Origin of the sequence: Croceitalea rosinachiae (assembly GCF_031846445.1) — a bacterium.
Lineage (GTDB): Bacteria > Bacteroidota > Bacteroidia > Flavobacteriales > Flavobacteriaceae > Croceitalea > Croceitalea rosinachiae.
The window spans coordinates 104,197-123,279 of record NZ_JAVRHR010000003.1 but is presented as its reverse complement, the minus strand read 5'-3'; the positions used below and the strand labels follow the sequence as shown (position 1 = coordinate 123,279).

At 35.3% G+C, this 19,083-nt stretch carries 15 protein-coding genes; 8 read left to right on the top strand and 7 right to left on the bottom strand.

Going from position 1 to position 19,083, the window contains the following annotated elements:
• Positions 1-63 precede the first annotated feature (63 nt).
• Positions 64-975: a FecR family protein gene (locus RM706_RS13090; RefSeq protein ID WP_311352272.1), complete on the top strand. Its 912-nt coding sequence runs from the start codon at positions 64-66 to the stop codon at positions 973-975.
• Positions 956-3,517, top strand: a complete 2,562-nt coding sequence (locus RM706_RS13085) for a TonB-dependent receptor (RefSeq protein WP_311352270.1) — start codon at positions 956-958, stop codon at positions 3,515-3,517. The genes RM706_RS13090 and RM706_RS13085 overlap by 20 nt, the downstream gene beginning before the upstream one ends.
• Here RM706_RS13085 and RM706_RS13080 read toward each other — a convergent pair.
• Complete coding sequence (locus tag RM706_RS13080; RefSeq protein ID WP_311352268.1) at positions 3,514-4,386, bottom strand: Brp/Blh family beta-carotene 15,15'-dioxygenase; 873 nt, start codon at positions 4,384-4,386, stop codon at positions 3,514-3,516. The genes RM706_RS13085 and RM706_RS13080 overlap by 4 nt on opposite strands.
• 117 nt (positions 4,387-4,503) lie before the next feature.
• Between RM706_RS13080 and RM706_RS13075 the strand changes: the two genes are divergently transcribed.
• Entirely contained in the window at positions 4,504-5,247 is a 744-nt protein-coding gene (locus tag RM706_RS13075) for a bacteriorhodopsin-like (RefSeq protein ID WP_311352266.1), read from the top strand.
• Between the two features lie 55 nt (positions 5,248-5,302).
• Here RM706_RS13075 and argS read toward each other — a convergent pair whose 3' ends face one another.
• Positions 5,303-7,081 (bottom strand): arginine--tRNA ligase, encoded by a 1,779-nt coding sequence (argS, locus tag RM706_RS13070; RefSeq protein WP_311352264.1) that lies wholly within the window; start codon positions 7,079-7,081, stop codon positions 5,303-5,305.
• 104 nt (positions 7,082-7,185) lie between these two features.
• On the opposite strand from argS, the gene RM706_RS13065 reads away from it, so the two are divergent.
• From RM706_RS13065 to RM706_RS13055, 3 genes are all read left to right on the top strand, one after another.
• Entirely contained in the window at positions 7,186-7,611 is a 426-nt protein-coding gene (locus RM706_RS13065) for a hypothetical protein (RefSeq protein ID WP_311352262.1), read from the top strand.
• The gene (locus tag RM706_RS13060; RefSeq protein WP_311352260.1) at positions 7,608-9,038 is read left to right on the top strand and encodes an SDR family oxidoreductase; all 1,431 of its coding nucleotides are present in this window, start codon (positions 7,608-7,610) and stop codon (positions 9,036-9,038) included. The genes RM706_RS13065 and RM706_RS13060 overlap by 4 nt, the downstream gene beginning before the upstream one ends.
• 98 nt (positions 9,039-9,136) lie before the next feature.
• Positions 9,137-10,639 carry a peptidase associated/transthyretin-like domain-containing protein gene (locus RM706_RS13055; RefSeq protein ID WP_311352258.1) on the top strand — a complete coding sequence of 501 codons (1,503 nt, stop codon included), beginning with the start codon at positions 9,137-9,139 and terminating at the stop codon, positions 10,637-10,639.
• 2 nt (positions 10,640-10,641) lie between these two features.
• Here the strand turns inward: RM706_RS13055 and ctlX are convergent, their stop codons facing one another.
• Positions 10,642-11,571 (bottom strand): citrulline utilization hydrolase CtlX, encoded by a 930-nt coding sequence (gene ctlX / locus RM706_RS13050; RefSeq protein WP_311352256.1) that lies wholly within the window; start codon positions 11,569-11,571, stop codon positions 10,642-10,644.
• An 86-nt stretch (positions 11,572-11,657) separates the two neighbouring features.
• On the opposite strand from ctlX, the gene RM706_RS13045 reads away from it, so the two are divergent.
• Both RM706_RS13045 and RM706_RS13040 read left to right on the top strand, forming a co-directional pair.
• Positions 11,658-12,488: a LytTR family DNA-binding domain-containing protein gene (locus tag RM706_RS13045; RefSeq protein WP_311352254.1), complete on the top strand. Its 831-nt coding sequence runs from the start codon at positions 11,658-11,660 to the stop codon at positions 12,486-12,488.
• Between the two features lie 112 nt (positions 12,489-12,600).
• Entirely contained in the window at positions 12,601-13,734 is a 1,134-nt protein-coding gene (locus RM706_RS13040; protein WP_311352252.1) for a serine hydrolase domain-containing protein, read from the top strand.
• 4 nt (positions 13,735-13,738) lie between these two features.
• Here the strand turns inward: RM706_RS13040 and RM706_RS13035 are convergent, their stop codons facing one another.
• From RM706_RS13035 to eno, 4 genes are all read right to left on the bottom strand, one after another.
• Entirely contained in the window at positions 13,739-14,650 is a 912-nt protein-coding gene (locus tag RM706_RS13035) for a dimethylarginine dimethylaminohydrolase family protein (RefSeq protein ID WP_311352250.1), read from the bottom strand.
• 86 nt (positions 14,651-14,736) lie between these two features.
• On the bottom strand, positions 14,737-16,020 hold the full coding sequence (locus tag RM706_RS13030; RefSeq protein WP_311352248.1) for a citrate synthase: 1,284 nt from the start codon (positions 16,018-16,020) through the stop codon (positions 14,737-14,739).
• 109 nt (positions 16,021-16,129) lie between these two features.
• Positions 16,130-17,665 carry a glycogen synthase gene (locus RM706_RS13025; protein WP_311352245.1) on the bottom strand — a complete coding sequence of 512 codons (1,536 nt, stop codon included), beginning with the start codon at positions 17,663-17,665 and terminating at the stop codon, positions 16,130-16,132.
• A gap of 103 nt (positions 17,666-17,768) precedes the next feature.
• Positions 17,769-19,061, bottom strand: a complete 1,293-nt coding sequence (gene eno / locus RM706_RS13020; RefSeq protein WP_311352243.1) for a phosphopyruvate hydratase — start codon at positions 19,059-19,061, stop codon at positions 17,769-17,771.
• Positions 19,062-19,083: the final 22 nt, after the last annotated feature.

The window sequence follows — 19,083 nt, the reverse complement described above, 5'->3', positions numbered from 1 at the left end:
CTTGAAATTAAAAGTAGGGTTTTTGAAACCTAAGTTGTTATACCACAGTAAAGCATAGAAATCATGCAAGACAATTATTTAGCAAAATGGCTCAACAATGAACTCACAGAAGAGGAGTTGTCAGAATTTAAAAAGTCTGATGAGTACGCTACGTATATGAGAATTTCAGAGGTTGCAAAGAAAATAAAAGCTCCTGATTTTGATGTTGATGGGGCTTATGCCATATTTCAAAACGAGCATATGGAAATAACTTCCAAAGTTGTTCCTTTTCGCCCATATAAACAGTTTTTGCGAATTGCCGCAGTAATCGCAATCATGCTCACTGGATCATACTTTTACTTGAATTCATTAGATGAATATTTCAAAACTGGGCTTGCTGAGCATACAGAAGTTACCCTACCTGATAATTCAGAAATTGCATTAAACGCTGATTCTAAAATTTCGTTTAGTGAAAAAAAATGGGACAATGAAAGAGCTGTTCAATTAGATGGGGAAGCCTTTTTTAAAGTTGCAAAAGGCAAAAAATTTACGGTATCTACCTCGTCTGGTTCCATTGCCGTTTTAGGTACAGAATTTAATGTTGAAAATAGAGATGGCTTTTTTGAAGTTACTTGTTACGAAGGTCTTGTAAGCGTTTCTTACAAAGAACAAGAAATCAAACTACCTGCAGGCACTTCATTTGTAGTAATTGATGGGCAAATTCAAAATACAGAAAAGCCTAGAATGCTGCAGCCCTCTTGGATGTTAAATGAAAGTTCGTTTGCAAGCATTCCGTTAAAGTACGTTTTCGATGAGCTGGAAAGGCAATATAACATTGAAGTAAATACCAAAAATGTTGATACTAATCAACTTTTTACCGGCACATTTAGCAACACTGACTTAAAAATAGCGTTAGAAAGTATAAGTACCCCTTCACAGATTAGTTATAAATTAGGTGAAGATAACGTGCTTTTCTATGCTGAGAACACTCCGTAGTTGCATCATAGGGTTATTTTTAGGTATTGTTTTTCTTAATCCTTTAATTCCTGCAAATGCACAAAATAAGTCAACCGTCAACCTAAAGGCATATTTAAATACGCTTGAAGAAAAATATGCCGTAAAGTTTTCTTTTATTGATGAGGCAGTTGGTGGTATTACCATTGAAGAGCCTAATTCCAATACTCTTAATGCCATTTTGCAAGCCATAGCCTTGCAGACCCAGTTAGAAATCAAAAAACTTGATAATCGATACTATGCGCTTTCTAAAAGCGCTTTTGTTAGTCTCTGCGGTAAAGTATTGGACAATTTTGCGGAGAATACCGTTTCAGGTGCCACTGTTGAGCTGATTAACCTTAATAGGGCAATCATTACTGATTTAGACGGGTCATTTCGATTAGAAAAAGTGCCCAGAGACGCTTCTTTAAAGATTCGTTATTTAGGATATATCACAAAATATATTTCAGTTAATGAATTAGCAGCTAACTCGGATTGTACCACGATTCTTTTGGCCCAGAATTACGAGAGACTGGAGGAAGTTGTAGTGTATGAATTTTTAACTTCAGGAATCATCAAACAAGAAGATGCGAGCATTACTTTAAATACCGCAGAGTTAGGAGTATTGCCAGGGTTAATTGAACCCGATATTTTACAAAGTGTTCAAGCCCTACCAGGAATTAAAAGCATTGATGAGACAGTTTCCGACATCAATGTCCGTGGTGGTACAAATGACCAAAACTTAACTTTATGGAATGGAATTAAAATGTACCAATCGGGTCATTTTTTCGGATTGATATCGGCTTTCAATCCATATCTAACAGATAAGGTAACGGTTTACAAAAATGGTACCCCAACCCAATATGGAGATGGTGTCAGCAGTGTAATCAGCATGGAAACTAAGAATGACATAGGTGGAGAATTCTTTGGTGGCGCAGGCTTTAATTTTATCAGTGGTGATATTTATGGACAGATCCCTGTTAAAGACAATCTAGCTTTTCAGTTCTCGGCGCGTCGCTCCACTACGGATTTTTTGAACACTCCCGCATATGATAGCTTTACGGATAGAGCTTTCCAAGACACTGAGGTGAAAAACCAACAGAACCAAGAAATTGATGAAGGGTTAAGTAGAGATGAAAAATTCTTTTTTTATGATTTCACAGGAAAATTACTCTATGACATTAATGAAGATCATAAACTGCGATTGAGCTTTATTGCCATTGATAATGATTTAGACTTTTCTGAAACGGACATAATTACCAATGAAACTTCTAGAAGTTTCCTTGATCAAACTAACATCTCTACTGGTCTGCAATTACAAAGTCAGTGGAGAAGTAACTTCAGCTCAAACCTGAACGTATATTTTTCAAAATACAATTTAGATGCACAAAGTTTTTTCCCCAATCAAGTACAACGTTTAAACCAGAAGAACATTGTTGAAGAAAGAGCACTGAAATTAGATACGAACTTTAAAATATCCGAGACCGCCTCATGGCATAATGGTTACCAATATATTGAAACAGGAATTACTAATAAGGTTTTTAATACTCAACCCCCATTTGATATAGAAGAAAAAGGTGTTATACGCATTCATGCCCCTTACACGCAGTTCAGCTACAAATCATTTGAAGACAATTTTATAGCAAGTGGTGGATTTAGAATGAACTATATGGAGAACTTAGGTACCTTCTCTAAAATATTGATTGAACCAAGAATCAATCTTAACTTAAGAATTGCCAAAAATCTAAGAGCACAACTGTTGGGTGAATTTAAAAGTCAATCCACCAATCAAGTTATCGATTTGGAACAAAACTTTTTAGGAATTGAAAAACGCAGATGGACTTTAAGCGACGATAATGAATTACCAATTACGAAGAGCAAACAAGGTTCAATAGGCCTCAATCATGCAAAAAACTCACTTTATATTGGTCTTGAAGGGTTCTACAAGCAAGTGGATGGTATCAGCACAAGAACACAGGGCTTTCAAAACGAAAACCAATTTAATGGCGAAATTGGCAGCTATGAAATTAAAGGGTTTGAATTTTTAATAAATAAAAAGGGGAACAATTATAGTACCTGGTTAAGTTATACGTTCAATAAAAATGATTATACTTATGATAGTATTGTTCCCATGACATTTCCTAATAATTTAGATGTTCGCCATACTATGACGTTTGCCAGCACCTATACCATTAAAAGATTAAAAATGAGCTTTGGTATTAACTACAGAACTGGCAAACCTTTTACGGAGCCACAGGCAACCAATGCAATAGATAATAGTTTCTTTCCAGCCAGAATCACTTACCAAGAGCCTAATAGTAATCGCTTGCCAGACTATTTTAGGGCAGATGCGTCGGCTGTGTATCAATGGGAAATCAATAGAAGAACAAAAGCAAAAATTGGAGTTTCATTATTGAATATTACCAACAAAAAGAACATCTTGAATCGTTATTACAGAATCTCAGAAGATAATAGCGCCATTGAAAAAGTGGAAAATAACTCTTTAGGAATAACCCCCAATATAAGTTTTAGAGTGAGCTTTTAATTTTTTTCCAGTTTTGACATTACGATAACGTGCGGAAAGGTTATTGCCGCAAGAAAGTAAATTAAAATCGATATGAAGAACTCCTTATTATCTTTGAAAATAAGAAACAATGCGATTAGACCAATAATGGAAGTTAACCAATAGGCCCAAGAAGTTTTTAAATATTTTAATAGCCCTTTAATCTCGAACTTTCCATATAGCATTTCGATTTGGTCTTTTAGGGAAGGAATACTGTGCCACAAAATAAAATAAATAGAGAAAGCCCATAAAAGGTCCGCAACTTTAAATACCACCATTAATATCAATAAATAAAAAATCTCTTCAACGACATTTACAATTATTACTTTTCGTGAATTTACCAAGAGAAAGCATAAAACTAATCCTGAAACAGCTGCGATAAGTATATTCCTAAAAAAAGAGTCTGGCATTGAAAACCCAATTACTTCTAAAAAAATTGGATTAGTTTTGTTCATATTAAAATGAAATATCATGAACAATATGGTCAATCCATAAAAAAAATAAAAAAGCTTAGTCAATATAACCTCTTTTAACACTTTCCCTTTAAAATGTTGTTCTCCAAAATGATAACCACTAATGATTATAAACAAAAACAAAGCAAGTGGTGGGTAAATTGAGAATACACCAAGAATCAATATTACTGTGCTCAAATAATAGGCCAACACCTTATAAAAATTTGATTTCTTTTTTTTACCTCTTGTAATTAAGTTAATTAAGTTAATATCATTTGCGCCATGTAACACCCCCACCGAAAGAATAAGAACATATGCCAAAACCTGTTGAACATTCTCACTGAACATAGTGGAAATCCACAGGCTAAAAAATGTAAGTACAATAAGCCAATTTTTCATCTTAACAAAAATTCATGCTTCTGTTTAAAGATATGATAAAAAAATTAAACATTTTTTATGTTATTCTGTTTAATTATTATTACATTTAGTTCAACAAAATTAATTAACTCTATTTATATGAAAACGTTATTATTAAGTATGCCCCTTTGGGCCGATGTTTCAAAAATCGCAACAGACGATTATGTTGGCTTCACATTCTTTGTTGGATGTATGGCTATGATTGCAGCTTCTGCCTTCTTCTTTTTATCAATGAATGATTTTGATAAAAAATGGAAAACTTCTATCCTAGTTTCTGGATTAATTACATTTATTGCCGCAGTTCACTATTGGTACATGAGAGACTATTGGGCTGGTGTTGGCGAATCACCAACTTTCTTCCGCTACGTTGATTGGATACTTACAGTACCATTGATGTGCGTTGAGTTTTATCTTATACTCAAAGTTGCTGGAGCTAAAAAGTCTTTAATGTGGCGATTAATAGCAGCTTCAGTCCTAATGCTGGTTACAGGTTATTTTGGAGAAGCGGTTTACAATACAGGTAGTGGTCCCGCGATGTGGGGGCTTGTTTCTGGTATAGCCTATTTCTATATCGTTTATGAAATTTGGCTAGGTAGCGCCAAAAAATTGGCAGAACAAGCAGGTGGTGCTGTATTGAAAGCCCACAAAACACTATGCTGGTTTGTACTGGTTGGTTGGGCAATCTACCCGATAGGTTATATGGCCGGAACTACCGGTTGGTATGATGGAGTATTCGAAGGATTGAATATGGACGTCATCTATAATATTGGTGATGCCATTAACAAAATAGGATTCGGGCTTGTTGTTTATGGTGCTGCAGTTGCAGCTCGAAATAATGACTGATCCTATGATTTTAGTTGGTTACTAAAGGAGAGCCCCGACGAAAGTTGGGGCTTTTTTACATTCGTTCAGGAACCTCAACACCTAATAAACGAAAAGCATCTTGAATAACATGACCTACTTTTCTAGATAATTCAATTCTAAAGCCTTTCTTTTGCTCATCCGACTCGCCCAAAATAGAAACCTGCTGATAAAAAGAATTAAATTCCTTGACCAAATCATAGGTATAGTTTGCCACTACTGCCGGACTATAATTTTCGGCTGCCAATTGAACCGTATCAGGAAATAATTGTAACTGTTTTAAAAGTTCTTTCTCCTTTATATGAAGTTCTAATCCTTCGATTAGCTCAGGACGACCATCTTTATCTGCCTTTCTTAATATTGATTGAATTCTGGCATAAGTGTATTGTATAAAAGGCCCTGTGTTCCCTTGAAAATCAACCGACTCTTCAGGATTGAACAAAATTCGTTTTTTAGGGTCTACCTTGAGTATAAAATACTTCAGAGCCCCCAAGCCTATTGTTTTATACAATTGTTGTTTTTCAGCTTCGGAATAGCCTTCTAACTTGCCTAATTCTTGAGAAATCGATGCAGCCGTCGTTGTCATATTATCCATTAAATCATCAGCATCAACAACGGTGCCTTCGCGACTTTTCATTTTACCAGATGGTAAATCTACCATACCGTAGCTTAAGTGGTATAACTTTTCAGCCCAAGAGTAACCCAGTTTTTTCAGTATCAAAAACAGTACCTTAAAATGGTAATCTTGTTCATTACCTACAGTATAGACCATTCCATTAATATCAGAAAAATCTATTACCCGTTGAATGGCAGTACCAATATCTTGTGTCATGTAAACGGCAGTGCCATCTGAACGCAATACTATTTTTTCATCAAGACCTTCATCTGTCAAATCAATCCAAACACTACCATCCTCTTTTTTAAAGAAAATCCCTTTTTCAAGACCTTCTTTAACAACATTACGGCCCAAAAGATAGGTATCACTTTCGTAATAAAGTTTGTCAAAATCAACCCCCATGGTTTTATAAGTGGTATCAAAACCTTTATAAACCCAACCGTTCATTTTTTTCCAAAGGGCAACAACTTCTGAATCGCCTGACTCCCATTTAAGAAGCATTTGCTGAGCTTCTAAAAGAATTTCAGCTTCCTTTTCTGCTATATCTTTTTCTTTTCCTTCAGCAACCAATTGTTGTATTTCAGCTTTGTAAACCTTGTCAAAGGCAACATAATATTTACCAACTAAATGATCGCCCTTCAATCCTGATGATTCAGGGGTCTCCCCTTCGCCAAATTTCTGCCAAGCCAACATACTTTTACAAATATGGATTCCCCGGTCATTGATAATTTGGGTTTTATACACTTTATGCCCCGCAGCTTTTAAAATCTCGGCAACAGAATATCCCAAAAGGTTATTCCGGATATGCCCTAAATGCAATGGTTTGTTGGTATTGGGTGAAGAATATTCAACCATAATGGCATCTCTGGAATCCGCTTTTGCATAGCCATAATTTGACATACCAAAAATGGAATTGAAAAATTCCAAGTAATAATTATCAGCAATCACCAAGTTCAAAAATCCCTTGACCACATTAAATTTTAAAACTTCAGCAACATTTTCTTGAAGATACTCACCAATTTGGGTGCCAATCTGAACAGGATTACCTTTCACTAGCCTTAGCATCGGAAAAACTACAACCGTTACATCACCCTCAAAATCTTTTCGAGTTGGTTGAAATTCCACTAATGGCAGCTTGGCATCAAAAATCTCTTTTACTGCGTCTTTTACCTTTGTCTCTAAAATTTGCTCTAACACCATTAAATTGCCATTTTCAAGCAGCAAAACTACGTTTTTTTACCCTTTTTAGACAAGATTAAGAATCTATTCAAGTTTGAAGCTCGCTATTTGATTAAATTTAGTTCATGCTTTTAAATGTTTCTTACAACGACAAGAAAGTCACTAAAAAAATAGATGACGAAGTTGGCAAACCATTTACCTTAAAAGAACGCTTTAAACTTGGTGGAATTGGCTCTCCAAAATTAGAAATTGCAGAGGCTAGCATTGAAATTAGAAATCTCTTGATTCTAGATAATAATGCCAATATCTGCAATATTGAAATGCGCCCAAAAGGAATTATAGTCGGTTTTCGTTCATTATTAGAATCGTATGCCCTGATTATACCCCATTATAAATTGGTCATTTACAAAGGGGATTTTGCAATCTATTCCATTTACCGTGATAACTATTTTATTAAAGTAAAGTCTGACACCAAAGCCATTCAAAAATTCTTTAAAAAACTTTTAGACTTTAAAGCGGATAATGCCCCAACTTCAATTGAAGATTTATGAAGATTCTCTTAACAGGTGCCAACGGATACATAGGTATGAGGCTATTGCCACAACTTTTGAATGCTGGACATGACGTTATTTGTGCTGTTCGCGATGCTTCACGATTATCTGTAGAAAAAGAAATTCTTTCGAAAATCGAGGTTCTAGAAATTGATTTTTTAGAACCTGTAATTGAAGGGGTAATTCCTAAAGATATAGATGCCGCGTATTTTTTGATTCATTTGATGACAGTAAGTACTAAAAATTTTGATGCTTTAGAAGCTCAAACGGCCAATAACTTCAATGACTATGTAAAAGATACCCATATCAAACAAGTCATTTATTTAAGCGGTATTGTAAATGACAAAAATCTTTCCAAACACCTATGGTCAAGAAAAAACGTTGAAAACATTTTATTTCAAGGAAGTTTCAACCTCACCGTATTGCGTGCAGGTATTATTGTGGGTTCTGGAAGTTCTTCTTTTGAAATTATAAGGGATCTCTGTGAAAAGCTCCCCTTTATGGTCACCCCAAAATGGGTGTTGACTAAAACACAACCAATTGCTATACGTGATGTAATGTCTTTTTTGACCAAGGTTTTGGGCAACACAAAAACCTATAACGAATCATTTGATATTGCAGGACCGGATGTTTTAACTTATAAAGAAATGCTGCACCAATATGCTAAGGCAAGAGGATTCAAAAATTGGATTGTCACCATTCCAATAATGACTCCAAAATTATCTTCCTATTGGTTATATTTTGTTACTTCTACCTCCTATAAATTAGCTCTTAACCTTGTCGATAGCATGAAAATTGAAGTCATCGCTAAAGATCACAGATTAGCAAAAATGCTCAATATTACACCACACTCATATCTTGAAGCCATCGATATGGCATTTAAAAAAATTGAACAGAACCTTGTTATGAGCAGCTGGAAAGATAGTATGGTCAGTGGGCGGTTCAACAAAAACCTAGAAAAATATGTACAGGTACCCAAATATGGTGTGCTCAAAGATGTACAGCGGTTAAAAGTAGACGACCCCTCAAGTACATTAAAGAGGATTTGGCAAATTGGTGGAGAAACAGGTTGGTATTATGGTAATTGGCTTTGGAAAATTCGTGGCTTTTTAGATAAGCTAATAGGCGGTGTGGGCCTTAGGCGTGGCAGAACTCACCCTGATAAGATATACCCTGGCGATGCACTAGATTTTTGGAGGGTTCTCTTAGCTGATAAAAAGCGAAAACGATTATTGCTCTTTGCAGAAATGAAATTACCTGGCGAAGCTTGGCTTGAATTTAAAATTGACGAAAACAACATACTCCACCAAACAGCAACATTTCGACCAAGAGGTTTAAAGGGTAGACTGTACTGGTATAGCATCGTCCCCCTTCACTATTTTATTTTTGGAGGTATGATTAGAAACATTGCCAAACCTAAATTTTAAAATCTTGGAAACAAAATATTAAGTTAATCGTCTAGTAGAAGCAACCATTTCGATTTAAAAAATGTCTATAAAATAGCAAGCGTCATCAAAATCCAATTATGCGTTCTAATTTTCAATCAACATTCTTTATTATTTTACTCCTTTTTACAGCTTCAATTTCTGCTCAAACCTTCAGTGCAAAAGTCATTGATGGCAAAACAAAAAAAGAGATTCCCTATGCAACAGTTCAATATGCAGAAAACGAAGGGGTCATTACCAATGATGAGGGAAGGTTTAGCTTTACCATAAAAACCAATTCAATTAGTTTAGACTCGATCTACATTTCCAGCATGGGTTATGCACGAACAGGTTTTACTTTAGAACAACTAAAAGATAGCGTGCTTATTATAACACCCAAGGCAATTGAATTGAGCGGTGTTTATCTATTTGACAAAGAACTTGAAGCTGATGAAATTATTGAAAAGATGATTGAAAAATTGCCAGAGAACACAAATAGTTCCCCCATAAAGCAGCGCTTTTTCTTGCGGCAATCTGTCTTCGGAAATATTCAAAAAATCGATTTTGGCTTTGAAAAGTCCTCCATTGAAGAACTTGACAAAACTTTTGTTGATAGTATTGGAAAAGCCATTCCTAAAAATTCATACCATTATACTGAAAGTCTGGGAGACTTTTACACGGCAGGGTCTAAAAATAAAATAGCTATTTTAAAAGCTGCAGAATTATATGACAAAAAAGATGTTGGGTCTTTTGAAGATTTTAGCAAAAAAATGAAAACCATTTTTGAAAAAAACATCAAACCAGATTCTTATTTAAAAATTAAGTCAGGCATTTTTAGTGAAAAGGTACAGGTTGATTCTATTATGTTAGACTTAGAAACTGAAGAGGCAGCGGAGTTGAAAAAGGAAATGGAAAATGACACTATTTCAAGTTTAGTTGATAACCAAAAATCGATTTTTGATGAGCTACTTCAAGAAGTTTACTATGAAAAAGATACCAAACTGAATGTGGTAGATAAATATAGAAAGTACTCGTTTGAGCTCGCCGGATACTCAGACATAGAAAACCAAGGTGTTTATGTCATTGATTTCTTTCCAAAAGGCGGAGCGGATTTTAAAGGACGTCTTTTTATCAATATTGAAGATTTTGCGGTGATGCGTATTGATTTTGAAAACTTGAAAAATCTTAGGAATTTCAGATTGCTGGGTATTTTTTACAGAGAGACTATTTACAAAGGTTCCATGCAGTTTACCAAGCTTACAAATGGTCGCTACGATTTAAAATTTATAGACTTTAATTTTGGGCGTTGGTTTAGAATCGACCGTCCTTTGGATATCATCGAAAAAAACAAAAATGTAAAGGGTCGAAGAAAACAAAATGAATTAAAATTAAATATTGATTTTAGAATGACCAATACCAATAAATGGGAACTGGTCGTTTTTGAAAATACGCTTATAGAACAATCTTCATTTGAAGCATTAAAAGAAGATAAAAGTAAAAAAGCAACTTATATGGCTAAGTATGACCCGAATTTTTGGAAAGGGTATAACATTATGGAACCCAATCAAGCTATAAAAGAATTTACTGTTGCAGAAGAAGAGTAATTCTAAGCCCTTGGCAAGAAAACCTCAGCCATCATACATCTTGCACTGCCACCTCCACAGGTTTCAATAGTCTCTAGAGAACTATGTATAATCGCGCAGTGTTTTTCTATAGCCTCTATTTGGTCTTTCCTTAAAGAATGGTACGCTGCAGAACTCATTACCATATAACGCCGATTGTCAGCGCCTATCACTTGCAGCATATTACCAGCAAAATGATGCATCTGCTCTTCAGTTATAGGAATAATTTCCTTATCTGCCATTTTTAAGTGGATCGTCACACTTTTTCGTTCTTTTTTATCATCAATAGTATCTAAACAAATCACTGCAAAGGTCTCCGCCATGGCCATCATGACATTGGTATGGTAAATGGGCAAACGTTTCCCGTCCACAGTTTGATTTGCCGTAAATATGACCGGAAAACAATCAAAATCTTCACAAAATTCTATAAACAACTCTTCATTCGCTCGTTCAGAAAGCGCGCAATACGCTTTTTGTTGCACCCTATCTTTTAAAATACTACCTGTTCCTTCTAAAAAAATACCATCTTCTTCAGCGGCTGTATAATCAACGATGTTATCTATTTTAAAACCTTCTTTTTCTAGAATATCAAAAATATCTTCGCGACGTTCTCTTCTTCGGTTTTCTGCGAACATTGGATACACCACAACGGTGCCACTCTCATGAAAAGAAACCCAATTATTAGGGAAAATAGAATCAGGTGTATCAGTCTCCAGCCTATCGTCAACAACAATAATATTTACGCCGTGCTCCCTTAAAACCTTAACAAAACCATCAAACTCTTTTTGAGCTTTTTTATTGATAATCGAATTTTCTACTTTTATTTCTTCCTGAAAGTAATTGTTTACAGCAGTTTGCTCATTCATACGAAAAGCTACTGGACGTATCATCAAAATGGTATTCGTTATTTGCATTCCTAAAAAAAATTTCCGCTAAAGTAGTGATTACCCACATGATTTTGTAACAAAAAAATCAGGGTATTATCTTTAAAGAAGAATAAATGACAATGTTCAAAAAATACCTTGGAAAATTCAATGATTGGGCATTATGCTTGGTATTGATTCCTTTAATAAATACCATCAACTACCATCTTACATATTCCAAAATTACTTGGGACTGGTATACTTATACTACTTATTTTATTGACACTGCGACAGGCTTTATTTGCTGGTGGCTCATTAGAAAAACCATTGATTATTTGGATAAAAAAATACCTTATGAAGAAGCTTTAGGAAAAAGGTTGATGATACAGTTAATATCTACCACCCTAATTGTTCAAGGTTTTATTATATTATCAACAGAAAGCATTAATTTTTTATTTGGTGAAGGCCCGATTCCAATTGAATTCTACACCTACAACCTTTTTATTTTCTTTATTTGGATACTTGTTCTAAATGGTATTTATATTGGAATTTATTTTTATGTAGAATGGAAAAACACCAAACTCCTTAGAGAAAAAGATAAAGAGTTAAGACAAAAAGGATTTGAAGTTCTATTTGGAAAAACTATCAAAAACATTGATTTTGAGAATATCTCATTATTTTACGTAGCTGATGGAATCACATATTTAAAGACCAATCAGAATCGTGATTATTCATTAGATATATCTTTAAACCAAATTAAGTTAAAATTACCTGAAGAATTATTCTTTCGAATAAACCGCAAATTCATTATAAATAGACATTTCATTTTAGGTTACAAGAAAGAAATTAATGGCAAACTCTTAGTAAATCTAGATAAGGGACAAATAGAAATGCAAGATCAAATCATAAGTAGAATTACTGCTCCAGAATTTAAAAGATGGTTTAGCACCCCAGCATTGCATAATTAAGATACTACGCTATACACTTCAATGCGAAAAACACTACACTTCACCATTTTGATTGCTGCATATGGATTAATATAAGCCTAAACAGATACATATTTGTCAAAAATCATTATTTATGAAAAAACGAATTATTTCATCAATATTGCTTGCATGTTTAGCAACTGTATCTGCCCAAAAAAAAGAATTCCCAAAAGACAAGCAAGTCAAAGTAAAGGCTGTACTTAAAAAGTATGTTGATATAGGCATTCCTGGTTTGGCACTTACGGTCTACAATGACGAAACTGGTTTTTGGTCACATGCTGAAGGAATGGCCAATGTAGAACATAAAATGCCTATTACCCCTGAACATCTGTTTTACCTGCAAAGCGTAAGTAAGACCTATATGGCTGTAGTTATTTTACAACTCTATGAAAAAGGAAAGCTACAGTTGGATGACCCAATTACCAAATATGTGAATAATGAATGGCTAGTTTCCATTAAAGGCGCAGATCAAATTACCATCAAGATGCTTTTGAATCATACCTCAGGACTACCAGAATACAGCACAGATCCAATTCTAGTTTCAAAAATTATTCAGGAACCAAAAAGAGTTTTTGATGTTTCTGAAATGCTATCACACATCAAGGACAAACCTTTAGAATTCAAACCCGGAAGTAACTATAACTATCGCAATACAAATTACGGAATGCTGTCTTTAATTGCAGACAAGGTTACTGGAGATCATGTGGGTTATATGAAAAGGTCAATTTTCAAAAAACTTGACTTAGACGCTACGGTATACCTCTCAAAATACAATCGTGAAAACAATCTGAATATTGTTGACGCGTATTGGGATATTCTTCTTGAAGGGTTTCCTGTGAACATTACAAAACTACAACGATCTAACGTATCATCAATGAAAGGTGATGATGGCATAGTAGCTTCTACCAAAGACGCTGTACTATTTTTGAAAGGTTTGGTTTCAGGAAAACTACTGAAACCCAAAACTCTAGAACTGATGCAAGAATTTGTACTTAATGACGAAGGAAAGAAACAATACGGCTTGGGCATTCAATACTATGATTTGGATGTAACCTACGCGCTAGGACATTCGGGAGGGGGCGTGGGCGCAGGCTGTGTACTTCTTTACTTACCGGAACTAGATTCGATTGTTTTTATGGCGACAAACTTCAATACCATGATGGAATCACCAATAAGAAAAAAAGCAGAAGACCTTCAAACAGATATTCTGATGGCCTTGTTTATGTAACCTGTTACTCTCTTATCAAAGGTAAAGTACTACAACGAAGAAGTCCCTCCTGCTTAGCAATTTCAGCATAGGGGATTTCTTCTACTATAAAGCCATGACCTCTCAGCCAATTGTTCAATCTGGTAAAACCTTTTTCCGACACAATTACTTCAGGCGAAATTGAAAATACATTGCTGAACATTTGGTACATTTCATCAGCGGTTATCTCGAATATATTTTCTCTTCCAAAAAAATCAACTAGCCACTGGTACTCTTTCTCTACTAGGAATCCGTTTTTGTGTAGAATAGCTTTCCCCTTTCCCAAAGGTTGAAAACAGCAATCTAAATGCAATGCATTCTCCTTAGCATTTTTCGACTTCCTAAGCTCAAAAGACTTTACAGTTTTATCCGGAAATTGATTTCTTAAAAAATCGACGGCTTCTTTATTGGTTCTTGCCGTAATCCAATTGGGATAATCTAGAGCAGTATACGTTCCCACAAAAATATGGTCGTTCCATGGCATAACATCACCACCTTCGACATGCACCTCCTCCGGAGCATGAATTATGTGCTGGGGGTCAATGTATTCCAATACATGTAAAATAGCCTCAAACTCCTTTTCCCTATCGGGGAGTATATTCGCTTTAATCAATTTATTTTCAATGACAAAAGCAATATCCCTAGAAAAAATCTGATTACAATCTTCCAAAGTTTCAGGGCGGAATACCTCAACGCCATGTTTTTCGAAAACAGCGGCAAATGCTTCCATTTCTAGTATCATATCTTCTTCCTTGGGATACGTTCCAGCCAGAATATGCTCCAATGATTTTGGATCATAGGCATCTTCTGCTTTAGGGGTTGGTCCGCAGCTTTGGGCTGTCCCCAACACAACAGCTCTTAATTTAGCTGTTTCGTCTTTAATATTCAGTTGAAGCATTTATATCCTATTTTCTCTAAAAATTAAACCTAAAAAAGCCCTTTTAGTAAACTAAAAGGGCTTGTTGTTTTTATTAAGGTAGCAATCTACCTTTTATCCACATTAACAAAGGAACGATGATTTTCACCAATATATATTTGTCTCGGGCGGCCTATTGGCTCGCCTTTCAAACGCATTTCTCTCCACTGGGCTATCCAACCAGGTAACCTTCCTAGAGCAAACATTACTGTGAACATTTCTGTTGGTATGCCTAAAGCCCTATAAATAATTCCTGAATAAAAGTCCACATTAGGGTATAATTTTCTTTTCACAAAATATTCATCCTCTAATGCTTCTTTTTCAAGCCCCTTTGCTATATCCAAAATTGGATCATCAATACCTAAGCTGCCAAGTACCTCATCGGCAGATTTTTTAATAATCTTTGCTCTTGGATCGAAGTTTTTATAAACTCTATGTCCAAAACCCATTAATCTAAAAGGGTCATTCTTATCTTTTGCCTTTGCCATATATTTTTTGGTATCACCACCGTCAGCTTCAATAGCCTCTAGCATTTCTAATACCGCTTGGTTGGCGCCACCATGTAACGGGCCCCATAGTGCTGAAATACCAGCTGATAGGGACGCAAATAAACCAGCATGGGAAGAGCCCACAATTCTAACCGTAGATGTAGAACAGTTTTGCTCGTGATCTGCGTGTAAAATTAACAGCTTATCCAATGCCTCAATAACAATGGGGTCTTTCTTATATTCTTGATTTGGCTTTTTAAACATCATTTTATGGATGTTCTCTACATAGCCCAAAGTATCATCTCCGTAATCTAATGGCAACCCTTTTTTCTTTCGTTGTGCCCAAGCTACCAGAACGGGAAATTTTGCTAAAATTCGGACAATAGAATGATACATTGCTTTCTCAGAAGATACATCAACCGAGGTGGGGTTGAATGCAACCAACGCACTCGTAAGGGAAGATAAAACACCCATCGGGTGGGCAGATTTTGGAAAACCATCCAAAATCTTTTTCATCTCTTCATCTACATGAGATTCTTCTTTAATATCATTGTGAAAATTCTGGAGCTCTTCCTTATTTGGCAACTCTCCAAAAATCAAGAGATAAGCAACTTCAAGAAAATCTGCTTTTTCGGCCAACTCTTCAATAGAATAACCTCTATAGCGAAGAATGCCTTTTTCGCCGTCTAAAAATGTAATGGCACTTTCACAAGAACCTGTATTTTTATATCCTGGGTCAATGGTGACAATTCCACTTCCAGCTCGTAGTGTTTTTATATCTATTGCCAATTCATCTTCTGTTCCCTTAATTACGGGAAATTCATACTTTTTACCTTCAAATTCTAATGTAGCTGTATCGGACATTTAACTTATTGTAGTTTTAATAAAATCAGAACGTAAATTTACGAAAAACGAAAGCTATTAACAATTTTCCGATATAAAATCGGATTGTTCTTACTGAGAATAAACTGTCTTACACTTTATACAAAACCTCGTAATACTTATCAACTGATTTTTCCCAAGTAAACCTAACTCTTTTCGCACTAGTTTGAATCTTTTTCCATGTTGACTTATCATTAGCGAATATATCAAGGGCAACGTCAAAAGTAGAAAGCATATTTTCAATCTTTTTGTCATAGGTATCACCATCAAAACCAAAACCTGTCTTCATATGCTTTACAGTATCAATCAAACCACCTGTGTGATGCACTAAACATGGGTTTCCATTTCGCATAGAAAGCATTTGGCTAATACCGCAAGGCTCAAAAAGGCTTGGCATAAAATACAAATCAGATTCTAAGTACATCGAATCGATGAGGCTCTCAGATTGCCCATTTGTAAATATGAAATTCTTATGATTGTAGCTCATCTCGCGAAATAAGTCTTCATATTCAGGGGCTCCTGTTCCCAAAAGCATAAAGATTCCATCAACTTTTTCCAGCTTCTTTAAAATCTCAACAAAGGCTTCAGGTGAGCGTTTAAAAAAATAAAACTTTTGCTCTGTAAGCCTGGCAACACTGGATACAATAAATTTAGGTCTATTGCCTACATATTTCATGATTTTCTCACCTGTATGTGCTAAAAAATCAGCTTTATACTTTTTTGATTCTTCTTGCAACCAACGAAAAAGTGCCTTTACAGTATTTCGATATATATGACCTTTTTCTTCAGCATTGATGTTTTTATAATTGCATCCATTAAGAATTCCAAATAAACGATTTTCCTCATTTGCCAACTGCAAGTCTTTCTCCAATCCTTCACCTCCTATAAATTCAGGAGGGGAACTTGGTTTCATCACATCTTCTTTATAGGAAGGAGAAACAGTATGAACAGCGTCAGCAAAGCGGATACCAACTGCCATAAGATTAATACAATCTGGATATCTATAATCTAACAACCTTTCTTCATCATATCGAACGTTTGGGAACCAATTTTTCACAGAAGAATAATTATCGTTAAAAGGTCTTATTCCTTGAATGGCCAAATTGTGAATGCTATAAACAAACCTAATTTTTTTTAAAATTTCGTAGTCTAAATGATATTCTCTTAAAAAAAGTAATAGGCTCGAATGCCAATCATGTAAATGGATAATATCTAATTTACCAAAAGCATTTTGCTTTACGGCTTCGGCCACAGCAGTACAAAAAATAAAATACTTAATAGCATCTGTAAAGAATGGTTCTTCGGGGTCGTCATGATATATATGTGCTATACCACCTGCTTCAATTTCAGGATGATGAATTACATAATGATAAATGTTTTTAAGTATCTTTTTCGGTTCTACTTCATATAACTCAGCGGTATATTCAAATCCTCTAAGTTCAAAGCTTAAAGTTGTTATGAACTTCCCCTTTTGATGCAATCTTCCGTAAGAAGGAACTATTACATTTACCTTATCTCCTTTTTCTGCAATTTGGCGAGGTACATCTCTAACAACATCTCCCATACCGCCTGCCTTGCAATTGGCGATAGCATCATTTTCAGCTGCAGCAAATAAAAAGTTATTCATTAAGTATAAAATTTAAGACTAATAATATACGTTTAAAACTGCGCAAAAAAAAGCCTTTCTAAGTAAAGAAAGGCTCTATTAAACGCTAAAAAATAGTTATCTGTTATTTAACTTTAAAGGCTTTTTCTTGTGGATAGTACGCCACCCCACCTAATTCTTCTTCAATTCTTAGTAATTGGTTGTATTTTGCCATACGGTCACTTCGAGATGCTGATCCAGTTTTAATTTGACCTGTATTCAATGCAACAGCTAAGTCTGCTATCGTATTATCTTCTGTTTCGCCTGACCTGTGAGACATCACCGAGGTATAACCCGCATTCTTGGCCATATTTACTGCAGCTATAGTTTCGGTTAATGTTCCAATCTGGTTTACCTTAATCAAAATAGAATTTGCAATACCGTTCTCAATTCCACGAGAAAGTCTTTCTACATTAGTAACAAACAAGTCGTCACCTACAAGTTGAACCTTGTTACCAACTTTCTCAGTCAATAATTTCCAGCCATCCCAATCGTTTTCATCCATACCATCTTCCACAGAAATAATTGGATATTTTTCACATAAATCCGCAAGGTATTGTGCTTGTTCTTCTGAAGTACGCACTTGACCTTTATCTCCTTCAAATTTTGTATAATCGTATTTGCCATCGACATAGAATTCTGCCGCTGCGCAATCCAAAGCAATCATAACGTCATCTCCTAGTTTGTAACCTGCTTTATCAACTGCTTTTGCTATAGTATCCAAGGCATCTTCCGTTCCACCTTCCAATGTAGGAGCAAAGCCACCTTCATCACCAACCGCAGTGCTCAAATTTCTATCATGTAATACTTTCTTCAGGTTGTGAAAAATTTCAGTTCCCATTTGCATTGCATGACTAAAGTCTTTCGCCTTAACAGGCATTACCATAAACTCTTGAAAAGCTATAGGTGCATCAGAGTGGGAACCTCCGTTAATAATATTCATCATAGGTACTGGCAATGTGTTTGCACTTACCCCCCCAACATATCTATATAAAGGCATGGCCAATTCTTCGGCCGCAGTCTTTGCAACCGCCAATGAAACACCTAAAATAGCATTTGCACCCAAAGTTGATTTATTAGGAGTACCATCTAAATCAATCATGGTTTGATCGATATAATTTTGTTCAAAAACAGAAACGCCGACCAACTCTTCGGCAATTAACGTGTTCACATTGTTTACCGCTTTGCCAACGCCTTTACCCATAAAAGAATTACCACCGTCCCTAAGTTCAACAGCTTCATGCTCTCCTGTTGAAGCACCAGAAGGAACAGCTGCACGTCCAAGTATACCATTTTCAGTAACCACATCAACCTCTACAGTTGGATTACCTCTTGAATCTAAAATTTGTCTGGCATGAATATTAATAATGATGCTCATAATTACTTATTTATGGTTGAAA